The organism is Pedobacter sp. L105 (assembly GCF_009765875.1).
GTDB lineage: Bacteria > Bacteroidota > Bacteroidia > Sphingobacteriales > Sphingobacteriaceae > Pedobacter.
Window position 1 is genome coordinate 1 of the sequence record NZ_LMUP01000010.1, and the last position, 22,444, is coordinate 22,444.

21 protein-coding genes and 1 pseudogene are annotated in these 22,444 nt (G+C 38.1%); 10 read left to right on the plus strand and 12 right to left on the minus strand.

Annotation, left to right across the window (positions count from 1 at the left end):
- Nucleotides 1-37: 37 nt before the first annotated feature.
- Nucleotides 38-355 (minus strand): ORF6N domain-containing protein, encoded by a 318-nt coding sequence (locus GSQ84_RS21290; protein ID WP_216849010.1) that lies wholly within the window; start codon nt 353-355, stop codon nt 38-40.
- Nucleotides 356-620: 265 nt separating this feature from the next.
- On the opposite strand from GSQ84_RS21290, the gene GSQ84_RS21295 reads away from it, so the two are divergent.
- Nucleotides 621-1,943: an amidohydrolase gene (locus GSQ84_RS21295; RefSeq protein ID WP_158799397.1), complete on the plus strand. Its 1,323-nt coding sequence runs from the start codon at nt 621-623 to the stop codon at nt 1,941-1,943.
- A gap of 75 nt (nt 1,944-2,018) precedes the next feature.
- Here the strand turns inward: GSQ84_RS21295 and GSQ84_RS21300 are convergent, their stop codons facing one another.
- Nucleotides 2,019-3,023, minus strand: coding sequence for a hypothetical protein (locus GSQ84_RS21300; RefSeq protein ID WP_158799398.1), 1,005 nt, complete (start codon nt 3,021-3,023; stop codon nt 2,019-2,021).
- 390 nt (nt 3,024-3,413) lie between these two features.
- Between GSQ84_RS21300 and GSQ84_RS21305 the strand changes: the two genes are divergently transcribed.
- Nucleotides 3,414-3,863: a GNAT family N-acetyltransferase gene (locus GSQ84_RS21305; protein ID WP_158799399.1), complete on the plus strand. Its 450-nt coding sequence runs from the start codon at nt 3,414-3,416 to the stop codon at nt 3,861-3,863.
- Nucleotides 3,864-4,044: 181 nt separating this feature from the next.
- On the opposite strand, the gene GSQ84_RS21310 is transcribed toward GSQ84_RS21305, so the two are convergent.
- A complete protein-coding gene (locus GSQ84_RS21310) occupies nt 4,045-4,314 on the minus strand; it encodes a hypothetical protein (protein ID WP_158799400.1) in 270 nt (89 codons plus the stop codon).
- Nucleotides 4,315-4,506: 192 nt separating this feature from the next.
- Here GSQ84_RS21310 and GSQ84_RS21315 point away from each other — a divergent pair, with 192 nt between their 5' ends.
- The 3 genes from GSQ84_RS21315 to GSQ84_RS21325 are packed head-to-tail and all read left to right on the plus strand — an operon-like array spanning nt 4,507 to nt 7,647.
- Complete coding sequence (locus tag GSQ84_RS21315; protein WP_158799401.1) at nt 4,507-5,073, plus strand: TetR/AcrR family transcriptional regulator; 567 nt, start codon at nt 4,507-4,509, stop codon at nt 5,071-5,073.
- A 1-nt stretch (nt 5,074) separates the two neighbouring features.
- The gene (locus tag GSQ84_RS21320) at nt 5,075-6,484 is read left to right on the plus strand and encodes an MFS transporter (protein WP_158799402.1); all 1,410 of its coding nucleotides are present in this window, start codon (nt 5,075-5,077) and stop codon (nt 6,482-6,484) included.
- 23 nt (nt 6,485-6,507) lie between these two features.
- On the plus strand, nt 6,508-7,647 hold the full coding sequence (locus GSQ84_RS21325) for an alpha/beta fold hydrolase (RefSeq protein ID WP_158799403.1): 1,140 nt from the start codon (nt 6,508-6,510) through the stop codon (nt 7,645-7,647).
- An 80-nt stretch (nt 7,648-7,727) separates the two neighbouring features.
- Here the strand turns inward: GSQ84_RS21325 and GSQ84_RS21330 are convergent, their stop codons facing one another.
- The 3 genes from GSQ84_RS21330 to GSQ84_RS21340 form a co-directional block, all read right to left on the minus strand.
- A complete protein-coding gene (locus GSQ84_RS21330) occupies nt 7,728-8,960 on the minus strand; it encodes an alpha/beta hydrolase-fold protein (protein ID WP_158799404.1) in 1,233 nt (410 codons plus the stop codon).
- A gap of 257 nt (nt 8,961-9,217) precedes the next feature.
- Nucleotides 9,218-10,411 carry an MFS transporter gene (locus GSQ84_RS21335; RefSeq protein ID WP_158799405.1) on the minus strand — a complete coding sequence of 398 codons (1,194 nt, stop codon included), beginning with the start codon at nt 10,409-10,411 and terminating at the stop codon, nt 9,218-9,220.
- Nucleotides 10,412-10,501: 90 nt separating this feature from the next.
- Nucleotides 10,502-11,461: an AraC family transcriptional regulator gene (locus tag GSQ84_RS21340; RefSeq protein ID WP_158799406.1), complete on the minus strand. Its 960-nt coding sequence runs from the start codon at nt 11,459-11,461 to the stop codon at nt 10,502-10,504.
- 307 nt (nt 11,462-11,768) lie between these two features.
- Between GSQ84_RS21340 and GSQ84_RS21345 the strand changes: the two genes are divergently transcribed.
- Nucleotides 11,769-12,923, plus strand: coding sequence for a Gfo/Idh/MocA family protein (locus GSQ84_RS21345; RefSeq protein ID WP_158799407.1), 1,155 nt, complete (start codon nt 11,769-11,771; stop codon nt 12,921-12,923).
- A 66-nt stretch (nt 12,924-12,989) separates the two neighbouring features.
- On the opposite strand, the gene GSQ84_RS21350 is transcribed toward GSQ84_RS21345, so the two are convergent.
- Nucleotides 12,990-13,340 (minus strand): helix-turn-helix domain-containing protein, encoded by a 351-nt coding sequence (locus GSQ84_RS21350; RefSeq protein WP_158799408.1) that lies wholly within the window; start codon nt 13,338-13,340, stop codon nt 12,990-12,992.
- Between the two features lie 140 nt (nt 13,341-13,480).
- Here GSQ84_RS21350 and GSQ84_RS21355 point away from each other — a divergent pair, with 140 nt between their 5' ends.
- Complete coding sequence (locus GSQ84_RS21355) at nt 13,481-14,236, plus strand: SDR family NAD(P)-dependent oxidoreductase (RefSeq protein ID WP_158799409.1); 756 nt, start codon at nt 13,481-13,483, stop codon at nt 14,234-14,236.
- A 395-nt stretch (nt 14,237-14,631) separates the two neighbouring features.
- Here GSQ84_RS21355 and GSQ84_RS21360 read toward each other — a convergent pair whose 3' ends face one another.
- Nucleotides 14,632-15,078, minus strand: coding sequence for a helix-turn-helix domain-containing protein (locus GSQ84_RS21360; RefSeq protein WP_158799410.1), 447 nt, complete (start codon nt 15,076-15,078; stop codon nt 14,632-14,634).
- Nucleotides 15,079-15,171: 93 nt separating this feature from the next.
- On the opposite strand from GSQ84_RS21360, the gene GSQ84_RS21365 reads away from it, so the two are divergent.
- Nucleotides 15,172-15,915 carry an SDR family oxidoreductase gene (locus tag GSQ84_RS21365; protein ID WP_158799411.1) on the plus strand — a complete coding sequence of 248 codons (744 nt, stop codon included), beginning with the start codon at nt 15,172-15,174 and terminating at the stop codon, nt 15,913-15,915.
- Nucleotides 15,916-16,135: 220 nt separating this feature from the next.
- Here the strand turns inward: GSQ84_RS21365 and GSQ84_RS21370 are convergent, their stop codons facing one another.
- Nucleotides 16,136-16,564, minus strand: coding sequence for a hypothetical protein (locus GSQ84_RS21370; RefSeq protein WP_158799412.1), 429 nt, complete (start codon nt 16,562-16,564; stop codon nt 16,136-16,138).
- Between the two features lie 216 nt (nt 16,565-16,780).
- On the minus strand, nt 16,781-17,164 hold the full coding sequence (locus tag GSQ84_RS21375; protein WP_158799413.1) for a hypothetical protein: 384 nt from the start codon (nt 17,162-17,164) through the stop codon (nt 16,781-16,783).
- A 400-nt stretch (nt 17,165-17,564) separates the two neighbouring features.
- On the opposite strand from GSQ84_RS21375, the gene GSQ84_RS21380 reads away from it, so the two are divergent.
- Both GSQ84_RS21380 and GSQ84_RS28485 read left to right on the plus strand, forming a co-directional pair.
- Nucleotides 17,565-18,623: a DKNYY domain-containing protein gene (locus GSQ84_RS21380; RefSeq protein WP_158799414.1), complete on the plus strand. Its 1,059-nt coding sequence runs from the start codon at nt 17,565-17,567 to the stop codon at nt 18,621-18,623.
- Between the two features lie 238 nt (nt 18,624-18,861).
- Nucleotides 18,862-19,227: pseudogene (locus GSQ84_RS28485) on the plus strand (transposase); the annotation flags it as partial.
- Nucleotides 19,228-19,521: 294 nt separating this feature from the next.
- Here the strand turns inward: GSQ84_RS28485 and GSQ84_RS21395 are convergent.
- The gene (locus tag GSQ84_RS21395; protein WP_158799416.1) at nt 19,522-21,534 is read right to left on the minus strand and encodes a hypothetical protein; all 2,013 of its coding nucleotides are present in this window, start codon (nt 21,532-21,534) and stop codon (nt 19,522-19,524) included.
- A complete protein-coding gene (locus GSQ84_RS21400) occupies nt 21,531-22,442 on the minus strand; it encodes a hypothetical protein (protein ID WP_158799417.1) in 912 nt (303 codons plus the stop codon). The genes GSQ84_RS21395 and GSQ84_RS21400 overlap by 4 nt, the downstream gene beginning before the upstream one ends.
- Between the last annotated feature and the right edge of the window lie 2 nt (nt 22,443-22,444).

The following is a 22,444-nucleotide window of genomic DNA, read 5'->3' on the forward strand; positions in this document are numbered from 1 at the left end:
CTTATCGCTGTATCCAGGCAGTACTTTACATAATCTTTTAGCTTACATAAACTGATTTATGTAAAGCTTTACATAATTCTGTAAATACGTAAGGTAGCTTACGGGTACCGCCCCAACTTGATGTTCCATTTTGGAACATCAAGTTTTTGAACTCATCATCTGTCAGCTGAAACATAAAGTCTTCTTCAGGAAATCGTTTCAAGTTTCTATTTACCGCCTGATTCAGATTACGCGTTTGCACCTGGTATAATTCTGCAAGATCTTTATCCAGCATCACCTTCATACCCCGGATCAGGAATATTTTATTCATTACTATTTCCGCGGGAATTAATATGCTTTTTGCTAAGTCATCCATGTTAAAAAATAATTTAAGAAATTGTTAGAAAATGAAACCTTAAATTTATTTCTATTCTATGAATAAGTGTTAGCCATTTTTTAAATAATGTGGTATTTGGATGTAAAAGGAGTTATTGTGGTAGTATCTCTCTAAAGATTTGCTAATTATATTCTCAAATAATAAGGATAAAATCAAAAAAGTTGTAAATAGTACAATTTTTTTGATAAATACAACCCTAAAAACAAGTCTGGAAATGCTTTCTTTGTAACAAATAAATTCAGCAATGGCAACAGAACCAATTTCAAGAAAAGACTTTATCAGGAACTCATCTATTTTACTTGCCAGTACGTGTATACTTTCTACGGCTGCTGCAGAAGAAAAAGTAACAGAAAACTATGCAGGCAAAACATTGCGACTGAAAAATGTGAGACTGGAAACCGGCTTTGTTTATGATCAGGGTGAGGTTATCCAAACAAAAACAGAGCTTTTCACCATAGAGATTGAAGAAGGAAAAATTAAGCAAGTTTTACCAAACGATATACATGCAAAGGCAATAGACGCCAAAGGATTATTAATGCTCCCTGCTTTTAAGGATATGCATATCCACCTGGATAAAACCTTTTATGGACTTCCCTGGCAGGCACACCTGAAAAAAAACAAAACGGTAAAAGATATGATCGCTTACGAACAGCAAGTGATCCCGGAACTGTTAAAGACATCTACAGTCCGTTCGGAAAAATTGATAGGCTTACTGCAGTCGTATGGCACTAGCTATGCAAGATCACATGTCAATATAGAACCTACCTCTGGTTTAAATTCATTAAAACACTTAGAAGCAGCCCTTGTAAATAAACAATCATCTTTTCAAGCTCAATTGGTAGCTTTTCCTCAGCACGGAATCTTTTATACCAAAACTGAAGGTTTGATGAAAGAAGCAGCACGAATGGGCGTAGACTTTATCGGCGGACTAGATCCAACGTCAATTGACGGCAGCATAGAAAAACCAATGGATTTTGTAGTTCAACTGGCGCTGGATCAGGGAAAAGGTATAGATATCCACCTGCATGAACCGGGTGATTCCGGACTAAAAACCATTGAATATCTGATTGATAAGGTAAATGAAAACCCGGTATTAAAGGGCAAGACCTACCTTAGCCATGCCTTTGCACTTAGATATCTTGATATCAATAAAACAGATGAAATAGCAGAGCGGCTTGGTGCGGCAAAAATTGGCATTGCATCTACCATCCCATTGTCTGGAAATCCTATGCCTCTGCCAGCTTTATACAAACATGGTGTAGAAGTAATCGCCGGTAACGATTGTATTGTTGATCACTGGAGTACTTTTGGAACAGGTAGTATTTTACAAAAAGCCAATGTTGCTGCACAAATCTATGGATACCGCACGGAGTATGATCTTTCCAGAATTTTAAAATTGGCGACCGGGAATATCATTCCGTTGGATGATAAAGGAAACAGGCAGTGGCCAAAAGCAGGGGATCTGGCCAATGTGGTACTGATGGATGCCAGCTGCTCAGCAGAAGCGGTTTCAAGAGTGTCACCTGTTAGCTCACTCATTCATAATGGAAATGTAGTTTTCGGATAATGGGATAGATGTCAATAAACACTCGAAATTTGAATTTAATGGCAGGTTATTTAAAATGGGAAGGACTGGTGTTTACTACAATCCGCTTTTCAACGTTTTGTTCAACTGACTCAAAAAATCGGCTACAGTTTTCGCAGTTCCCGACGTCGGTTCCTTCACAGCACATCCCATCTTTACAAAATTTTTCAAATCCTCCATCTGCCATATCGCTGCGCCAGTTATTTCAGGATAATCTCTCTTAAATTCTTTCAGCTGGGTCTCTATCTCTGTTGCTGATTTACTTCCTTTATAACTGTCGCATGTGTTAAATGAACCACGTACCATAAATATTGGATATATAGGCTGCTTTGTTTTAAGTGCTTGTACCCAGTCTTTTATTTCGTTCTTTATCCCACCATCATAACATTGTAAATACAAGGCGTCTACAACGTTTACGTTGGATGATTTAAGAATTTCGCCCCAATAAGTATATCCTTTAAATGGGCATAATGTCATATGCATATTTAGACTTGCCGCAATCTTGCCCATCGCAATAATAGAAGGGCTGTCATACACAGACTCGTCATCAATACAAAACGCATCGGCGTTCAGCACTTCTTTTAATACTTTGCAGATATTGTATAACGTACTCTGTTTACCAATTCCGGTCACAATTCCTGGCACCGTCTTAGATGGGTCATACCAGTCGCGAATAAAATCAAATGTGTTTGGCGGCTGCCCATACCAGCGTCCTTCTAATAGGATTTCAATACGGGATATAGAAGATTTTTTTTTGAGATCAAGCACCCTTCTCACATAAGAAGGATCTCCAACCCATTTGCCGTTATGAATAATGGGTTGATGAGAATCACCGGAATACAGGTCTCCATCTGCGTGAATATAGAAGCTGGATAACAGCAAAGTAGTAAACCCGCTGTGTTTCAATAACCGATAGGTTGTATCATTGCCCGGATATAAGCCTCTGCCAAATATGGCTAAATTCTTAACAGGTAAAGGCGATGCAGGCGCGTAATTCTGTTGTGCGAAACCGAAATTAGAAAAAGCGGCTGAAAAAAAAACCAAAAATAATGTCTTCATCATAATTTTTAAAAATACCACTTTATTGACAACATTTTATGTGTGCAGCATTTTAGTAAAAAGCCTGGGTTTTTTTATATCGGAGCGAAAAAGACCTGTGTTAAAACTTTCATTATCAAGCATATTTGTTGTGTATAGTTCCGAAGATTCTTTAAGAACAACGTTATTGAGTCTTTTCTTCATTTTTCTCTTCGGTTTTAAATGCATTTAGTCATCAAGTTTAAAAAAAGACAACTTTATTTAAATGCAAGAAGTTTCGATTTTCTTTGAGGTATCTCTATGAATCTGCTGGTATCTTTATCAAATACTTTTATAGGTGATAGCAATCAAATAATCAGTCTATCAAATTTAAAAACATGATTTTATTTCTAATTTGCTGAATAATTTACGAGTATGATTTACCGGGAGGCTTTGATTTCTGATAAAAAGAACATACAGCTTGTTAGAAATGCTGTGAAAGAGAATAGGTTATCAAACCCAAATCAGGTTACAGATGATGACTGTAAAGAGTACATCACTGTGAGAGGTAAAGGATGGGTTTGTGAATTGATGAATAAAGAGATCGCTGGGTTTGCTATCGTTGATTTGAAGGAAGGAAATGTTTGGGCCTTGTTTGTAAGACCCGAAGATGAAGGTTTGGGGATTGGTAAATATCTTCATGATTTAATGATGGACTGGTATTTTAAACAAACTCATGAAAAAATATGGTTGGGAACGGGATTTAATACCAGGGCACTAGGTTTTTATCGTAAACTGGGTTGGAAAGAAGTTGGCCAAAACGGTTTAAAAGAAGTTAAATTTGAGATGACAATTGAGGATTGGCAACTTAAAAGTTTCCATTAAACTTGATGTTCCATTTTTTGAACATCAAGTTTAATCTGTTTACAACATCCTCAGAGATAAGTTATCAAAATGGCTAATCCGGCAGCATCCGGAATCTAAATAAATACAAATTTGTTTAAAACAGAAAGCCTCAATTTCATGAAGCTTTCTGTGTGATCATGCGGGCATACATGCGAAATATTTAACTAATTGACTTTGCAGAATAAGCCGCCATCGTGTCTAAAATTTCATTAATAATCTTTACACTGAAAGAATGTCTGCCCATCAGCCATCTATTGATTTCGTCTGGATTGATGTCAAGAGAGACAGCAAGTTCATTTGCTGAAAGATTTTTAGCGGCTAATGTTTTTGAGGTTTTACTGGCAACGTCGAGATTCAACTGTGTTAATTCCTCTATAGCGGGGTTTCCGCTTTCAGCCAGCCAGATGGATGCAAAATCGTTCTTTTCCATTTATATTTTTTTGTGATTGTCTACAGTATTCAGCGCCTTAAGTGCTATTTGCTTATTGGGCGGCAAATCTACTGATATTACTTTTATTATTGAAATTACAATAGCAGTCTCCCTGCAGCAGGGCGAGGGCATATATGATTATTAATTGCATTAAATATACAGATCTGTCTATTTAATGTGTACCTTTGCTATATGATCAAGCAAAGAGGACAAGTAGTAGTTGATAAAATTCTGGATACAGCAGAGAGACTGTTTTTTGAACAGGGCTACAATATTACAGGAATCAACCAGGTAATTGAAGAGGCTGACATTGCCAAAGCATCTTTGTATAAACATTTCGGATCAAAGACTGATCTGTTAGTGGCCTATTTGCAGCGCATACATGAGCGTTGGTTTGATAAACTTGAAGCCGATGTCGACAAAGTAGCCGACCCTAAAGAGAAATTACTCACGCTATTCGACTATCATCGTGAACGCCAATTACAGAATGGGTTTGGTGGCTGTCGTTTTATTAAAGCGAATGACGAAGCTGGTATGAGCGATGAACGGGTATTAGCAGAGATACAAAAGGCAAAACAGCACCTCCGGGATTATATATCAATGCTAGTAGTTAATTCTGGACATCAAAAGCTTTTAACAGACAAAGAATTGACCGAGTTGATATTCATGATGCTGGATGGGGGTATTGTAGCAGCCTCCGTATTTAAACAGGCAGATGATTTACAATCGGCCAAATCAATTATTCAAAAACTGATTTGAAATGAAAGAAATTAAAAATAAATGGCTGGAATTGATTATCGTATTATCCGCACCGCTGCTTTCGGTAATTGACGTATTCATTATTAACATCGCCATTCCGGCTATTAAGAAAGGTGTACATGCCACAGATGCACAAGTTCAACTCGTGATTGCAGGTTATCTCCTCGGTTATGCAGCTTTTCTAATTACCGGCGGCAGGGCAGGCGATCATTTCGGACGCAAAAAAGTGTTTTTTTGGGGAATGCTTTGTTTTACCATCGCGTCCTGTTTATGTGGTTTGTCGGCTACCCCGCTTCAATTAAATATCACCAGGTTTTTTCAGGGTGTTAGTGCCGCATTTATGGTACCACAAACCATTGCATTTATACAGGTGCTTTTTACTGACCCGAAAGAACGGGCAAAAGCGATCAGCCTGTTTGGCATTACACTCGGCATTGCAGCAATTACCGGGCAGGTATTAGGTGGTTATTTCTCCGATACCCATTGGGTCATTGAAGGCTGGCGATTGATATTTTTTATCAACCTGCCGATAGGTATCGTCACCTTGTGGGCTACGCACCGCTATGTAACGGAAACTAAGCCGCAACAAAACGGCAAGTTTGACTATGCGGGGATATTGATTTTAACACTGGCCCTGTTTTGTTTGATTTATCCCTTAACACAAGGGCGTGAAGCTGGTTGGCCATTATGGAGTATTGGATTGTTATTATTATCGTTTGGCGTATTTGCTTATTTTATTTATGATCAAAAGAAGAAACTTGCAGAAAAAAGAAATCCACTGATGGATATGCGGTTATTTAAAATAAAAGATTTTAATATCGGCTTACTTGCGGTGCTGTTTCATTTTATGCTGCATACCTCTTATTTGCTGGTGAGTGCAGTCTACCTGCAAAATGGCCTGGGTATATCGGCCTTGCACACCGGTTTATATTTTATTTTACCCGGTATCCTGTTCGCGATTTCATCTATTGTAGCCTCTAAATTGATCATACAATTCGGCAAGCGGGTGTTGCAGGCTGGCGTGTTTTTGATGGGTCTGGCTTTTATCCTGCAAATGGAACTTTGGAAACCCGGGGCAAGTACCTGGTTAATTATTTCACTGATGTGCGTCTGGAACCTGGGGAACGGACTGGTGCTGCCATCCCTGTTAAATATTGTGTTAAAGAGTGTACCACCTGAATTTGCCGGTGCGGCAGCGGGTGTATATTCCACTTTCCAGCAGACCGCATCTGCATTGGGCGTGAGTATAATCGGCGGTATATTCTTTTACTTTTCAAAACAAGGCTGGCAAATCGCTTTTAGTGCAGGGATTACGGCGATACTGGTTTGTATTGTAATGGTAGCCCTGATGTTATACCTATTGCCCGATGGAAAAGCCGTCAATCAAAATGTCCCGCTGGCCGTGGATTAAAAAAAAAATTAAACGATATCACCATGACATCAAGAAGGAATTTCATTAAAGCCGGAGCTGCCGTTGGAGCGGGCCTGCTGGTAAGCAAATTAAGTTTTGGGGCAAATACAGCTCATCACGATAATCAAACACCGTATACATTTGGAAAAGTACCGGTATTAACTTCGCATTTATTTACGTCCAAGCGCATTACAACGCATTACTGGGAAGCCGGACCAAGCGATGGCCCGTTGATGATCTTCCTGCACGGCTGGCCGGAGATCGCCCTAATTTGGCGTGCACAAATGGAAACTTTTGCGGCAGAAGGATGGCGATGCATTGCACCTGATCTGCGTGGTTATGGTGATTCATCGGTGCCCGCAGCAAAGGAAGCTTACGCTATTCAGGAAATCGTTGATGATATGGCAGAGCTCCATGCTCACCTGGGCGGAAAAGCTGCTATTTGGGTTGGGCACGATTGGGGAAGCCCTGTAGCAGGATCCATTGCCGCACATTACCCAAAGATCAGCCGCGGGGTAGTGCTTATATCTGTACCTTATTTGCCAAATGGCTGGGCATTGCCAAATTTGATACCGCTGCTTGACCGAACCCTTTATCCTGCCGATAAATATCCGGACGGGCAATGGGACTACTGGCGTTTTTACCTGACCCATTTTGATCAGGCCTTAAGCGATATGGAGGTTGATATACAGGCAACACTTTCATCTATCTACAGGAAAGGCATCCCTGCCTCAGTTGGAAAACTGTCCCCATCAGCAGAGGTGACCGTTAATGGCGGGCGTTATGGTGCCGCACACCGGGCACCTGCCATGGATCCCGATTATACGTTATGGCCGCAACCTGACTTTGACACGCTGGTTACAGCATTCAAAAAAACAGGATTCCGTCCATGCAATTCATATTATCTGAACGATGAAGCCAACATTGCCTACGCCAACACCCCGGTTAACAAAGGTAAGCTGAGCCAGCCCGTTTTATTTGTCAATGACGAATATGAACCTTTTTCCAATATCAATCTGAGCAGGGTCGGAGATCCTATGCGAAACGCCTGTTCAAATCTTACCATAATCGACCAGCCTTCAGGGCACTGGCTGCCTTTGGAACGTAAAAGCGAGCTTACTGAGACCATACGCTCATGGATTAAATTGAATGGACTAAAATAACATAAATAAGCTGCATTTTTTTGATTTAGGGTCGCCAATGATCAGGCGACCATGTCCAATTATTATGGATAATATAACGTTTATTTCTCTGACAATAATGCATTTAATTTCTTCCGGGATACTGCATTTTCTTTTATCGCCAAAGCCTTTTTGAAATATTCAATTGCTTTTGATTTATCGCCCATTGCCAGGAAATAGTCGCCATAAGAATCCTGGACATTATAACTTTCAGGGTAATTGGCAACATTTATTTTAAATAATCCCTGAGCTTTGGCGTATTGCTTTTGCTCCAAAAAATCACACCCCAGGTTGTTTACTATATCTTCAGGTGGGGAAATCTTATAACTCAACAGTTTTGATACTTCCTGATAATGTTTTACGAATTTATTTGCTACGTCTACTGTCGAATCTGTATAGTCTTTAGGGGAAAGTTTAAAACGATACCTGTCAAAAATGAAACGCAATGCATCATATTCTGTGATTAAGGATACGGATCCGTGGTCATCATTGCTATAATATTTACTTTCATACCTTAACCCGTTTTGCTTTTCCTCTTTAATATATTGATCCAAATTAAGAATTGCACGGATATGCCTGGTACCTTTAGATGTATCGCTCCGGACATTAGTTATATCCATGCCCTCCCTCAAGGTATTTGCAATTCCTAAATACAAAGTGGTACCCGAAAAGTTCTTTTCTCTTAGGGCCTTCTTTGTTGTATTTAACAAATTCATTTGATCCCACCACATGCTTGGGTCTATACAAATGTAGGAGTTGAACAATTTTGTATGGTTTATTGCAACGTTCATCACTGTCAGGCCTCCAAATGAGTGTCCGGTTAATATTTTGTAAGGTTGCGTTGGATATAGGGAATCAATACGCGGTATCAATTCCTTTTCAATAAATGAAACAAAACGTTCGCCACCCCCTGTTGTCTTTAACATTAAACTGTCGGTATAGGGTGGGGCAGCATTTACATGTGTTGGTGTCAGGTCTCTTATTCTGTCCGTGTTTGGAATGCCAACTACAATCATCTCGGGGCAAATAGTATTACCGCCTGCCTGACTGAGGTACTGAATCATACTTACTACTGAATTAAAATGGTCATCACCATCCAATAAATATACTACAGGATATCTTTGTTTAGAATCAGCGGTCCAACTATTAGGTACATATACCCAAATTTTTCTTTGTTCATTCAGAATTTTTGATTGGATGCTATCAATTGTTCCGATGGTCACTTTATTGTCCTTTTGAGCCAGGGCACATAGTGAGAAAAATGCAGTAAAAACTAAAAGAATTAATTTTTTCATTGAAGAAGTATGGTTTGCTGTTATTCATATCTTTCTCCTAAATATTAGGAAATGATTATTTTGAGTACTCCTTTTCGGATTTGAATATTTAATCGGAAATTGAAGATCAGTCCAGTTGTTGCTTTATTAAAACGAAGATACTAAATTTTCATTGGAAATATTGTAACATAGATGGAAATAATAATAAACTTTAGTTATTTTCTTGTCCATTTTTCGCATTAAAATTTTTCCTGATCCAATTGTGGAATACTTTGTTATTACTTCTCTTTCCTGAAAACAAATATCGAACAAACCGCTGCAACCAAAAGACCAGCGCCAAATAGCTGGAATGAACTTTCCAGACCGATATTGACAATCAGGCTCAATCCCAGGCTTCCAAGGCCATAACCTGAGAAAAGAAAAAAAGCGAAAAGCCCTGTAGCAGCGCCTTTTTTGGAACTGAATGTGGTGACGATAGCAGCAAACAAGGGATGGGATAAATCAAATCCAAAAGACAGGAATGCCACCAAAACACAGGAAGCGGCAAGACTGAAATTCTGGCTTAGCAGCAGCACGGTGACTGCCCCCAGGAACAGGCCTAAAGGTATGATCTTGTTTCTTCCATAGCGGTCGGCGAGCTTGCCCAACAATGGCCCTAAAAATAGCCCTGGAATACCATAACCTAACAAGGCAAGACCGATCTGAAATTCGTTCAATCCATAATTCTTATAGAAGAAATAAGCCAGCCAGGCAAAAATTCCACCATGGAACATACCGTTGAACAATACATAAAAATAGGTACGCCTTGCCCTTCCGGTCGACAAGATACTAAGGAAAGACAGCAAAATATTATCCCTGGTTTTTACCACAGTTTCCTTTTTTCCGAAGATGTTCTTTTGCTGTATCAATATCAGGGCAAAAATGACCAGCCCTATACTTGCGACCCCTACAAAAAGCCATTGCCAGCCTATTACAGAAGTAATTAATGCCCCGGCGCTGGACCCGAACGCCGTACCACCTGCCATGTTGCCAAAGAAGATTCCCAGAGCGTGGCCTCGTTTTTCGTAGGGATAGGTATCACTGATCCAACTAATGGTAGTAGGGGCGATACCGGCAGCACCGATGCCTGTCAATAATCTTAGGAAAATCATCTGGTTGATTCCGTTTACAAAAGCTGTCAACAGTGTAAACAAGGAAAACATAACGAGGCAAAAAGCAACAATTCGGAACCTGCCGACGCGGTCGCTAAGCGGTGCATACACCAATGTGAACAGCCCATACCCGAGCAAGTAGGCGGGTTCGATAAAACTGACGTGCCGGACAGTAGTGCCGAACTGTTCGGAAAGCATGGGCAGCAGCGGTGCCACCATAAAGCCCTGGAAAAAGATAATAAAAGTAGCCAGTGATAGGATATAGACTGGCAGCATGGATACTTGTGCAGCCGTTCGGCCGCTTTTATTTAAGTCGCTCATTCTTTTCTTTGTTTAACATTCCAAATTTCTGGAACATGAAAAGAATATGGCTTATACCTATTCAGGCAATGATTGGACTTTTTATCGATTTTAGCTATCAAGAGGTCGCCGCATGAGCTGAAGGGCATCATCGCGGTAGGCTGTGGGCGTAATGCCGGTCATTTTTTTAAAGAACCGGTTGAAGTAAGCTGCTTCGTTGAATTGCAGCAAATCAGCTATTTCCGATACCTGTAGGCCCGTATGTGTCAACAAGCTTTTTGCCTCCAGTACTATCTTTTCATTGATATGGTATAAAGCGGTGTGCCCGGTATATTTTTTGACGAGGAAGTTCAAATGACTGGGTGTGAGGTGTAGTTCACCTGCAATATTTCTTACAGTTGGCTTTCGTTCTTTTCCTTTGTCTGGGGCACCGACAGCATAAGTATTCAACACTTTTCTGAACCTGATCATCAAGGATGCCTGCTTTAACTGAAAATCTGTTTTTGCCTCTTTATCTTTATGGTACAGGCGACGAATGTGAATAAGCAGCACCTTTAACAAAGATTGTATCATTTCAAAATTATCGGCATGACCGGATTTCATTTCGCTGAGCAGTGTTTCGGCTGTATGCCCTATGGTATCCATATCTTCCTGCGACAATCTCAAAATTGAATTGGCCCCGTTCATGAAAAAGGGGAAGTCTTTTTCAAACATGGGTTTCAGAGGATCTATTCCCGCAAATTCAGGTGTAAAACAAACAAGGTAGCCGTATATGGCTTCCACACGTTGCCAACTTTCTATTTTGCCCGGATAGGTAAAATAGATACAGTTTGAGGAAGTACTGACGGTTTCTTCGGGCAACAGGAGCCGAAGCCCTGGTGTTTTGCAAATGACGAGCCGGAAAAAATTTCCACGAAAGAGCGGCATGAACAACAATTTGCCTTTTGCCTGGTCTTCCATCCGCATAATGGTAAAGAAATTATTCTCTGCCTTCCCGATCCTGAAGGTGTCGAAGAAGTCACTGATTTTATCAAGCCAGGGAATGTAAGCTTGTATATTTTTCTTTGCCATGCATGATCTAAAAATCTATTTCAAATTTAAGCAAAAATCCCTGCTATGATTTGATATGTTTCGCAAGTTGAATACAAGAAATATGCAATCGTTTGATTTGCAATCTTTTTTGTAGTTTGATGTATAAAATACAACCAGGACATCAAATAATAAATTTAAATCTTAAATTTCGTTCGCGATTGATTCTATTCTGCAATATGATATTGTTGATCTCCTCCAACAGCTACAAAGTCAGAAATTTATATTTCTTGTCTTGTAACATATTACCATTAATCTCTACTTATAACTATAAACTAGAACAAAGATTATGAAAAATATATCGCGCAGGTCGTTTGTAAATAAATTCAGTATAGGTGTCGGGTCGGCAGCCGTTATAAGCACAATCCCTTCATTTATGGTTCCGCTAAATGAATCGCCGCTCTTATATTACGGCAAAAAGCTTAACGTGGCAATATGCGGCTTGGGCAACTATGCAGAAGCCATTGCCAACGGACTTCAAAGTACACAATATTGCTCTTTATCGGGTATTGTAACAGGGACATTGTCAAAGGCTCAGGCTTGGAAAACCAAATACAATATCCCTGAAAAGAATATATATAACTACACTAATTTTGATGACATTATCAACAACAAGAATATCGACCTAGTGTATATAACCCTGCCTAACGGTATGCACAAAGAGTTTACTATACGAGCGGCAAAGGCGGGTAAACATGTTATTACAGAGAAGCCAATGGCAACTTCTCCACAGGATTGCAGAGAGATGATAAAAGCCTGTAACGATGCAAGTGTACAGCTCGCTGTTGGATATCGCCTGCATTATGAGCCAACACACCTCGAAATTAAAAGGCTGGGACAGGATAAAGTTTTTGGCCAAGTGAGATATATAGAAGCGGCCCTTGGCTATAAGACATATGATATGACCAAACCTGCACAATCAGTAGACTTTAGCGGCCATGCCGAATGGAGACTCAACCAAAAACTTTCTGGTGGTGGCCCGTTGATGGATCTGGGCATTTACTGCATACAGGCCAGCCGCTATGTTTTGGGCGAAGAGCCCGTAGCCGTGACCGCACAGTTTGGACACGTGAATGACGCTAAACGTTTTGCCCAGGTAGAAGAAAGTATTTCCTGGCAAATGCATTTCCCCAGCGGGGCAATGGCCAGCTGTAACACTTCAGTGGGGTTTAATGCGGATAGGTTTTATGCATCCGCCGATGAAGGCTCTTTTGAATTAAGCCCTGCATTGAGCTTTGGCCCTTTTAAAGGAAAAACATCTAACGGGGAAATTAACTTTCCGGTTATCAATCAGCAGCAAACACAGCTCGATGGCATTTGTAGTGTAATTCTGGAAAACAAGCCACTTCCTAAACACATTACCGGAGAAGAAGGGTTAAAAGATTTGACTATTATCGCGGCCATTTATGAGGCAGCACAGACTGGCCATAATATTATCATATAGGTTTAACCTGATCGCCCCATTCGGTGAGAACTTCCAAGATAGGTGACAACAATAATCCCGGCTCACTTAGCGTATAGGTCTAACTTGATCGCCCCATTCGGTGAGAGCTTCCAGGATAGGTGACAACAATAATCCCGCCTCACTTAAAGAGTATTCCACATGCGGAGGTATCGTTTGAAAATCCAGTCTGTTAATAAGGCCTATATTTTCAAGTTCTTTTAAACGCTCTGTTAACATCTTTTCGGAGATACCCGCGATTTTAGACTTAAGCAGGCCATACCTGTTCACACCATTTTTTATCATCCATAAAATATTGATTTTCCATCTGCCCGAAAGGAGTAACATGGCATAAGTCAGGCCACAATCGACAGCTAACGCTTCCTGGTGTTCATAATTTGTTGATTGTATTTTTCTCATCGGGTAATTAGGGTTCTTTCAATTTATTATACGAAGATAAAACATCCGGGTTGATGTGTAGCACGAACTAAATAGTATGTGCCTGACTTTTTGTATGGTTAGACCATTGCCAATACTTTTGCTCGATAAATAAATAAAGTATGATAAGATTACATGGAAAAGTAGCAATCGTTACGGGGGCATCTAAGGGTATAGGGGCTGCGACGGCAGTTTCGCTCGCTTCTGAAGGCGCAAAGGTGGTTGTCAATTATGTGTCAAGTGCCGAAGACGCAAATAAAGTTGTAGAAAAGATAAAAAGTAATGGAGGCACGGCAATAGCTGTAAAAGCTGATATTTCGAAAAAAATAGACGTTGAACAGCTATTTAAGTTGGCCCTCCAAGAATTCGGGCATCTTGACATATTAATCAACAACGCCGGGGTATATAAATATGAACCCTTTACAGAGGTCACAGAAGATATGTTTCACTGGCATTTTAATGCCAATGTACTGGGAACGGTATTAACTAACCAGGAGGCTGTAAAATCATTTGCAGAGAAGGGAGGGGTGATCATCAATGTAGGGTCAGTAGTTATTCATAATGCGGCTGCCGGAGGGAGTATATACGCAGCATCGAAATCAGCTGTAGCATCTTTGACCTCAACGCTCTCAAGGGAATTGGGGCCTAAAAGAATCCGCGTGAACCTGGTTAACCCCGGGGCCACTGAAACTGAAGGTATTCATAACACAGGCTTAGTTATGGGAACAGGTTTTGAAGAACAGATTAAAGCAACTTCACCCTTAGGCAGAATGGGCCAGCCGCAGGACATTGCATCTGTAATCACCTTTTTAGCTTCAGATGAAGCTTATTGGGTAACAGGTGCCAGCATAGATGTTTCTGGCGGGTTCCGCCATTAACAGTTCAGGAGTTTTCCGGGGAATTTTATTATTCCTCTGAGCTGCCTGATAAACAAAAAAGCTTGCAATCATCGATTTGCAAGCTTTTTTATAGTTATTATACTTTTCTTGTGCATCATATGGAACAAATATCGAACACCTTCATTGATAATTGCAAGAAAATAACGGATTTAAAACAAAGGACAAAACCTAATTGACATGATAAAATCTTATCACGATCCTAAAAATCAAAATTCCATCTTTTACCTGAAACTATCTTGTTAATATGCAAATTGACCCCTTAACCGGTTTTTTGGCTTTGACAAAAGTTTTAAAAACATAAATCATTCTCTTGATAATGTAGCCAATAATTCGTCCAGGTAATTCAATGTCATGGTAAATCCATCTTGGAAACCTTATAAGAAAGGTTTTACTGGGTTTTCTAAATAGGAATGACGCTGGCTTTTTAATTTTTCTTGTAGTTCAATAATCGCTTTCTTTTTATTCTGTTTAATTTGGTCAAGGAATGATTTGGGGCCGCCGTGGGGATTGTGCCTGGAGCCCCAGTCAAGAAACTCCACCATTAAGGGCACTAGTTCGATACCCTTTTCAGTTAGCAGGTAAAGGAATTTCGAGGCGTTTTTTGGGGAGGTTACTTTGGTAACTATCCCTTCATTTAAAAGCATGTTCAGCTTTTCGGTAAGTACAGCCGAAGATATTTTCTCGGCCGATGCCCGAAATTCCAGGAAGGAATTTTTACCCTCAAAAATTATATCCCGCAAGAGTAACAGCATCCATTTATCACCGAAAATTTCTACAGAATAATTAATTGGGCACGGTGATCTTCTCTCGATTGTTTTCATAATGTCATACTTAAAAGTAGTTTGTTTTTAGAACTACTATTTGATACATTTGTAGTTCATAAAACAGATCACAAAAATAGTTAAAATTTAATTATGGAATTCACAAATAAAAACGTCGTTATCATAGGCGGCACAACAGGAATAGGATTAGCAACAGCAAAAGCATTTATCGGTGCAGGGGCAAACGTTTGGATTACAGGAAGAAATGCCGACAATCTACAAAACGCAAGCGCAGAAATAAACAACCCGAAGTTGAATACTGTGGTATCAGACACTTCGAAACTTGCAGAAATTGAGATTCTGGAAAAAGCGATTGCAGGTACTGGAAACACAATAGATGTCCTTTTCCTGAATGCGGGAGTGGGAATATTTGAGCCCATAGAAAAAGTTACCGAAGCAAATTTTGACGCACAATTCAATACCAATGTAAAGGGGCATTTTTTCACATTGCAAAAATTGATTCCTTATCTGGCCGATGGGGCAGCAGTAATATTCACTTCATCAGCTGTGGCAACAGCTGCAAATTTGGGAGCAAGTATATATTCTGCAACTAAGGGTGCACTGAATAAAATTGCTCAAATTGCTGCTAACGAGCTAGCAGGAAGAAAAATCCGCGTAAACATCATTAGTCCGGGGCCTATTAAAACACCGGCTTTAATTAATGTAATGCCTGCAGGAGCAGAAGCTCATTTGGCTGGTTCTACCGCATTGCAAAGGCTTGGCGATCCCGATGAGATTGCAAAAACAGTGTTGTTCCTAGCCTCTGATGCCGCAAGCTATATTTCAGGTGCAGAAATTGCAGTTGATGGTGGTTACCATACCTACGCATTAAAATAAAAAGGCTAAATTCTATTATACTGGATAAAAGGAAGCGGCATTTGTCGCTTTCTCCAGTTCTTGAGTATAAATTTAAATATCGATGGATGATATCCTCCGTCTAATTGTTTTAATTTATCAATTAGGTCGGTTGGAGCACCTTTTGAGTAGTTCGAAACGATAACTGATATTGCTGCGTTTTTATCTCTTCGATTAGGTACTCCAATGCTGTTTAAATTTTTTAACAATCGCGCAGTTCATACACCCAATGATAGCCATTATAAGCATCTTCTGCACTCTGAAATGCAAGGGCTGCTCCCTTAAAATTGCCATCAACTAAGTCCTGAAAACCTTCTCGTTCTTTACTCTTAGCTGTAGCCAGATCCTTAGAAAGCGATGCTGCAGATACTGGATTTTTAAAGTCGTTAGACGCAGCAATATTTATATTATATATTTGATTAAGTGTCGATTTAATATCGGTTAGCACTTGACTTGATTTTATCGGTAATTTTGTCCCTATTGAACCATCTAAAACTGTATTAATACTCTTTTTGGCAACATCAACTCTTCTTTGCATGTTATCAAGTTGAAGTTGGGTGTTTTTCACGTTAGCAGCTAATGAGATTGTAGCTTGTTTAATCGAATCGTTTAGCTTCTTAGCTTTTTCCATAGCAAATTGGGTTTAGCCATAGTTTGGATTAGATGAGGAATGATAGATGGGAGCAAGTGCAGTGCTGTTTTAGATAGCTGTATTTATCCAGTATTCATTTGAAGCCTGAAAATATAACGTACTGTAAAAAGTGGCTTTGTTGCTGCGTATAATTATCTCAGTTTTGATTAAAGCATTTCTTATATACTTTTACGAACTCAAAGGTATTATTATAACCTAAACCTGCCAGTCAAATGGTTTTGTACAAGGGTCGCATTCAAATTTTAATACCTTACCCAAGCTTCGCGCTTTTTTACCTTTTTTCACAAATACATAAGCAAGGTCTAAATATTCTTCAACTTCCTTCCCACTTTCATCCTTACCCTTTAATATTACCGAATAATACTTTCCATCACTATCTTTTTTGTAAAACACTTCGTTGACGGTGATTTTTTTAGGTGTTTCATTATCGCAACAACTGCACCACAAAATAATAATAGGTTCTTTTTTAAGGTATGTAACAGCAGCCTCAGCTTGTGCTTGTGTTAAAGCCTGGAGTTGATCTGCTTTTGAAAAAAAAGCAGTACAAAGCAATACGAAAAGTAAAATGATCTTTTTCATATGAAATAATTTTAAGTTTAAAAGAATTTGATAAGCAAATACTATGCCTTTCATCCCACACCTTACATCCGGTTTTTAAATCTTTAATATAAACTCCATTTACTTTGTCTAAATGCAATTAAGGAATTCAAGCAAAAGGTTATTGTAATAACGTTTTTCATGAGAATTAAAAATTAGCACTTTATTTTGTTCATTTATTACAAATGGCATTTAATTTATATATTTATAATCTAAGATTATTATATATATAGAAGTTCTACTTGAACTGCTATTTGCATCGTTTACAGGTAACTGGAAGCAAATTGGAAAATTAAAGTGGAGCCGGCAAAAACAATAGCCTCCTACTATCTAAGTCAAAGGGGAATTACTACGTCTTTACTTGAACCACAAATTTATATTGATGAAAAACCACTCCATTCTTTTAACGAGCATTATACTGATAACGTTTGTTTCCTGCAGAAACCTCGGCAGATTAGTGGACCAGAAAAAATCGGATTCTTATTTTATCACTTCAGACCAGCAAATACTTTTTTGCCAAAGTGGCAATTGGTTTGAGTTGGGAGTTGATACTATGCAAGCAGATGTAAAAACTTTTAAGATTTTTTCCAGCAATATTGCAGAGGATAAGAACTTCGTATTTTATAAAGGTCAAGCACAAAAACATGTTCGACGTAACTCTTTTTATATCGAAAATGAAATACCAAAAGATCAATTTCACGCTTACTATATCGATGAAGCATTGGGTTTCATCATCATAAAAAATGCGGATCCAAAAACTTTTGAAAATTTAAAAGGCAAAGGACAGTGGGCACGAGATAAAAACCACTATTTCCTTGATTGGAAAATGATAAACGTCGACCGTAAAACGTTTGCCTTCATAAACACCGTGTTTTCGGAAGATAAAGATTCCATTTACATTAGCCCTGATTTCCGAAATTTTCAATCTGTCATGCCGAATCCTGGGGGTTCTAAATCCATAAACGATCAATATATAAAAATCGGGAAAAACATATACTTCGTTTACATCCATCCCGACCCGAAACTCATGACTAGTACTTTTGATACCATTCGTCAAGTAAGCAGTATAAATCAGAATGTCATCTGTGTGAACAATGAGACGGTCGTTTCATACGGTGAAAAATTTAAGTACGACCGCGTCGATATAAGTTCTTTTAAGCTATTTAAGCCCGTTAAGGAAGAGGGGCAACAATCCCATTTCTCAAACGACCGATATTCAAAAGATAAGAAAAATGTTTACTATGAAGGTCAAATAGTTTCTCGAGCTGATGTAAACACATACACCCCACTTAAATATGGTTTTGGAAAAGATGTTAAAAATGCTTTCTACAAAACAGCCCCATTGGAAGGGGTCGACGTTCAAAGTTTTGCAGAATCAGACACCTTATACAAAGATAAACTTGGTAACAGGTATAACTATAAAACGGGCCAGAAACTGTAATTATCGTTTATTTGGCGCAAGCAAAGACGGGCTTCATTCAGAAAACAGGCGTTCCATCCCTTTGAGTGGTTGAATACACCCCAATAATTCGTTCAATCTTTGACTATTTTTGACGTACTGTTCTACATCTATGAATTCGGGAGCAAACCTTTTTTGTCAACCGGAGTTCCTGAACAATGGCGACACCTTCAAACAATCAATGACGAGAAGCCGCTATGTGCTCTAAAAACGTCCAGAACACTGGACCGACAATCAAAAGGAAAGAGCTGATTTGCTGTTTGAACGTTACCCCGATCTGAAAAAGGCACACGAGCTCATTACTGCTTTGAGCAATATCTTTGAGAAGACAAAGGACAAATTATATGGACTGGCCAGGTTAGCTAAATGGCATGAAACTTAAGAACATCAGGTTTTGAGTCTTTCAACACAAATTTCCAGATCCATTCAAAATCATTATGAAACCATATTAAACTATTTTGATAACAGATCGACCAACGCTACTGCTGAATCTTTTAATACTAAATTAAAGGCATTCAGAGCACAGTTTCGAGGGATAAGGAACATTGAATTTTTCTTGTACAGGCTTACTCAAATTTATGCGTAAATACTGATATGAGAAAATATGTGCATTATGGCACCCTTAAAAGAACAAAACCCCTGTTAACATAGTGTTTACAGGGGTTTATACGTTTTGATATTGAATCTTGTGATCCCGCTGGGATTTGAACCCAGTTTAAGAATCACTGTTTAAATACTATCTATACCGGTTTTGCAATTCGACTCACCTAATCGCTCACCATTTTTTTCAATACGTTTTAGCTCCAATTGCTAGTTACTAATTTACTGAAATGTTTTTACAAACAAAAGTTAAATTATTAAATTAGACTTATAAATTATTCTATTTTCGTTTTTTGTATTTCTGCAAAATCCTATCTTTAATATCATTACTATGTATGTTTAATAATAACTGATTTATTGACCAATTATTATTCACATAAAAATCAACTACTGCATTTACGATTTTTTTACATTTGTCCCAATCCTTCCAGAAATTCAGCGGCTTTGTATGCACTTCAAGGTTTTTCCATAAGTTGTAATCCAAACTATCTGTTGCCAAAGAAAAATATATTATTTCAAAAGACGATTCAAATATTTTTTGAGCATCGACATTATTTATATTAAAAGCCAGTGCAACACAAAATACATGAACATCTATTTTTACTAAATGTCTTTTATCTTTTTCAATCTGATTGAAAAATTCAACCCATGAATGCAGTCCGTACTTCAGTACTAAATTAGAATTAGGATTTAACAAAATCACAATTAGTTCGATTACTTTTGGTCTAATATTATTATTGGATGTGAACCACTCCAAGACCTCTGCGGGATTATTTCTTAAATAGTTAAGCCAGTTTCTACCAATATCAGTCGTTTCATGCTTATTTAAATAATCAAGGATAGCACTCTCTATAAGTACATCCTGATTTTCGAATACATGTGGATCGATTGATGAATTGATTTCTAGTAAGATATTTAGTATTTTCTGCCAACCGAATTTTCCAATATTCGATCTTTTTAATTGATTTATTATTTCAATCTGATTTTTGTTATTAGTTAGCCAAAAATTATTGCTGAAGGTTAATTTTGGATTTAATCCAATAAATACAGATGAAAGCTGTTTATCTGACCAAATTGAATTCAAATATTTATTTTCACTAAGAATTTCTGCGAGTTCAGTTATAACTTCTTCTCCATTTGCATTTGGACCTTTCCTTATAATACTTTTTAACGTTTTAACACTTTGTTCATCTAAATTTTGGAACAAACTGATAAATCTAGTTTTATAGTTTAATTTTTCGTAATCAAAATTTTTGTAGTATTCTGTAATTGTTAAATGATATAAAATGGCTGTTTCATCATACAATGGCAATATATTGCCAAATGAAGTTGGCACCCTGTTTAACAATGAATTTTTAAGATTAGAGGCCTCTTTTGGTGATGGATATTGCGTTGCCAAAAAACTGATAGATTTTTCTAAAATTGGCTTTTCATTTGAAAAGAAAATATAACATTCTATTAAGGCTTTAAAAGCCTTTCTTTTAATGCTAACATCTGATCCAAAATAATTCAGGAAATTATGTGCAATTATTGATGGGGAAAATAGATCAGTTGTAATGAAATTAAGCCAATTCTCGGATGTATCAACTTTGCTCTCATTTAGATCCATTACATTTATTTCATTCATGATTGAGGGGAACTTCTCTGAACTATTAGGTATAATTTGAAGATCTAATATATCCCCCTTTATATTGCGTGGGAATATTGCACCTGTACAAAAACTGAAATTTCTTTTTAATCTTGGCCATTGTTGTCTCCATATCATCAAAATCAGTTCCTCGAAATTCTCAGCAGTTGAAGACCTTACTAATAAGGATTTGTCCGCATCATTGTATAAATTTTTTAGCAGCGATCTTGTTTGCTGATCCAATAAGTTAGTTGAAACAGGGTTAAAATCGTTAATTTCAGTATTCACAGCAAGCTTCCTTAAATACAATTCTTTATTTAATTCGAGTATTTCGGGACGCACAAACAGAGATAATAACTTTTGGACGTTGGCTATTTTTGGAACGTCTTGAAAATCCATGAGAAGTGTATGAGTCCAAACACAGCCTGGACGTTTCATTTCCGGTGCATACCATGTTTTCGCCATGGCGTACATATTAATTTCTTTGATAGGGTAACCAGTGATATATTCTTCGAAGCCCTTTTCCATACGACTCCCAGACATATCGCTTAATAATAACATTATTCGCTTTACCTCAGATGGAAGCTCTATAGAAGAAGCAATTAAAGTATGCCCGTCAATATAACCATGCAATGTTTGATCAAAATTTATAGAGTTACTATTCATTCAAAAAGCCACTTAAGGGGAACAGTTATATCATGAGTTACGCTTTTTTCAGATTGAACTATAATTCGTTCTGATTGTTTAAGTTTCCCTTGTAATTCAAGATTTTCGTCATCTTCTTCGGAATAAATTCCGCCTTGTGCGCTAACTCCAAATACTTTATGAGGAAATGCTTCAGCATTTGAAATCAAATATTGAAAGAGCATAGGCAATTCTTCAATAAACCACTCGGACGGTGTAAGCTTTGGCACCCCAAAATCTGGAAGGTTAACAATAACATCCCAGGCAGAAACGATAATGTTTATTTTGCATGGTAATTTTATGTTCTTTGAAATAATTTGAAGTAGGTCTACAAGAACAACCTGTGACTGACAAAGTTTTGGAGTCCACTTCACCTCGGCATCTTCCTTCATTTGTTTACCTGGAATATTACCTTTATCATTGATCTCTAAATTATTTGAAGAATCTTTAAAATCAAGCATTTCGTCGACATTCAATATTAAATGTCCTTTTTTAATGAAGTCGGGGTTGACAAACAACATTATACTATTACATCCAGACACTTGGTCAATGTAGTCAATAGTTAGTTTTCGATATTCAAATTGACTTTCGTATGTTTCACCTGATAAATCAGGAAAGACAAAGTTCATTACTTGTCCATTAGTATTATCTTTGATTTCAAGTTCAATTTTTTTTACAGATTCAGTTTTTGTTCGTTCAACTGATTTGCAGTCAAGGAAACTAGAACGTAAACTGTTTAAATATTCTCTATCGTCAGGTTGAACGGTGATGGAATAAAGTGAATCAATCTCCCCACTTTCTACTACATGCCACAACGCACCTATAAATGAAGACTTACCAGAATTTGGTAATCCAATAAACATACAGCTGTTTAATTGCTCTGAAGACATAG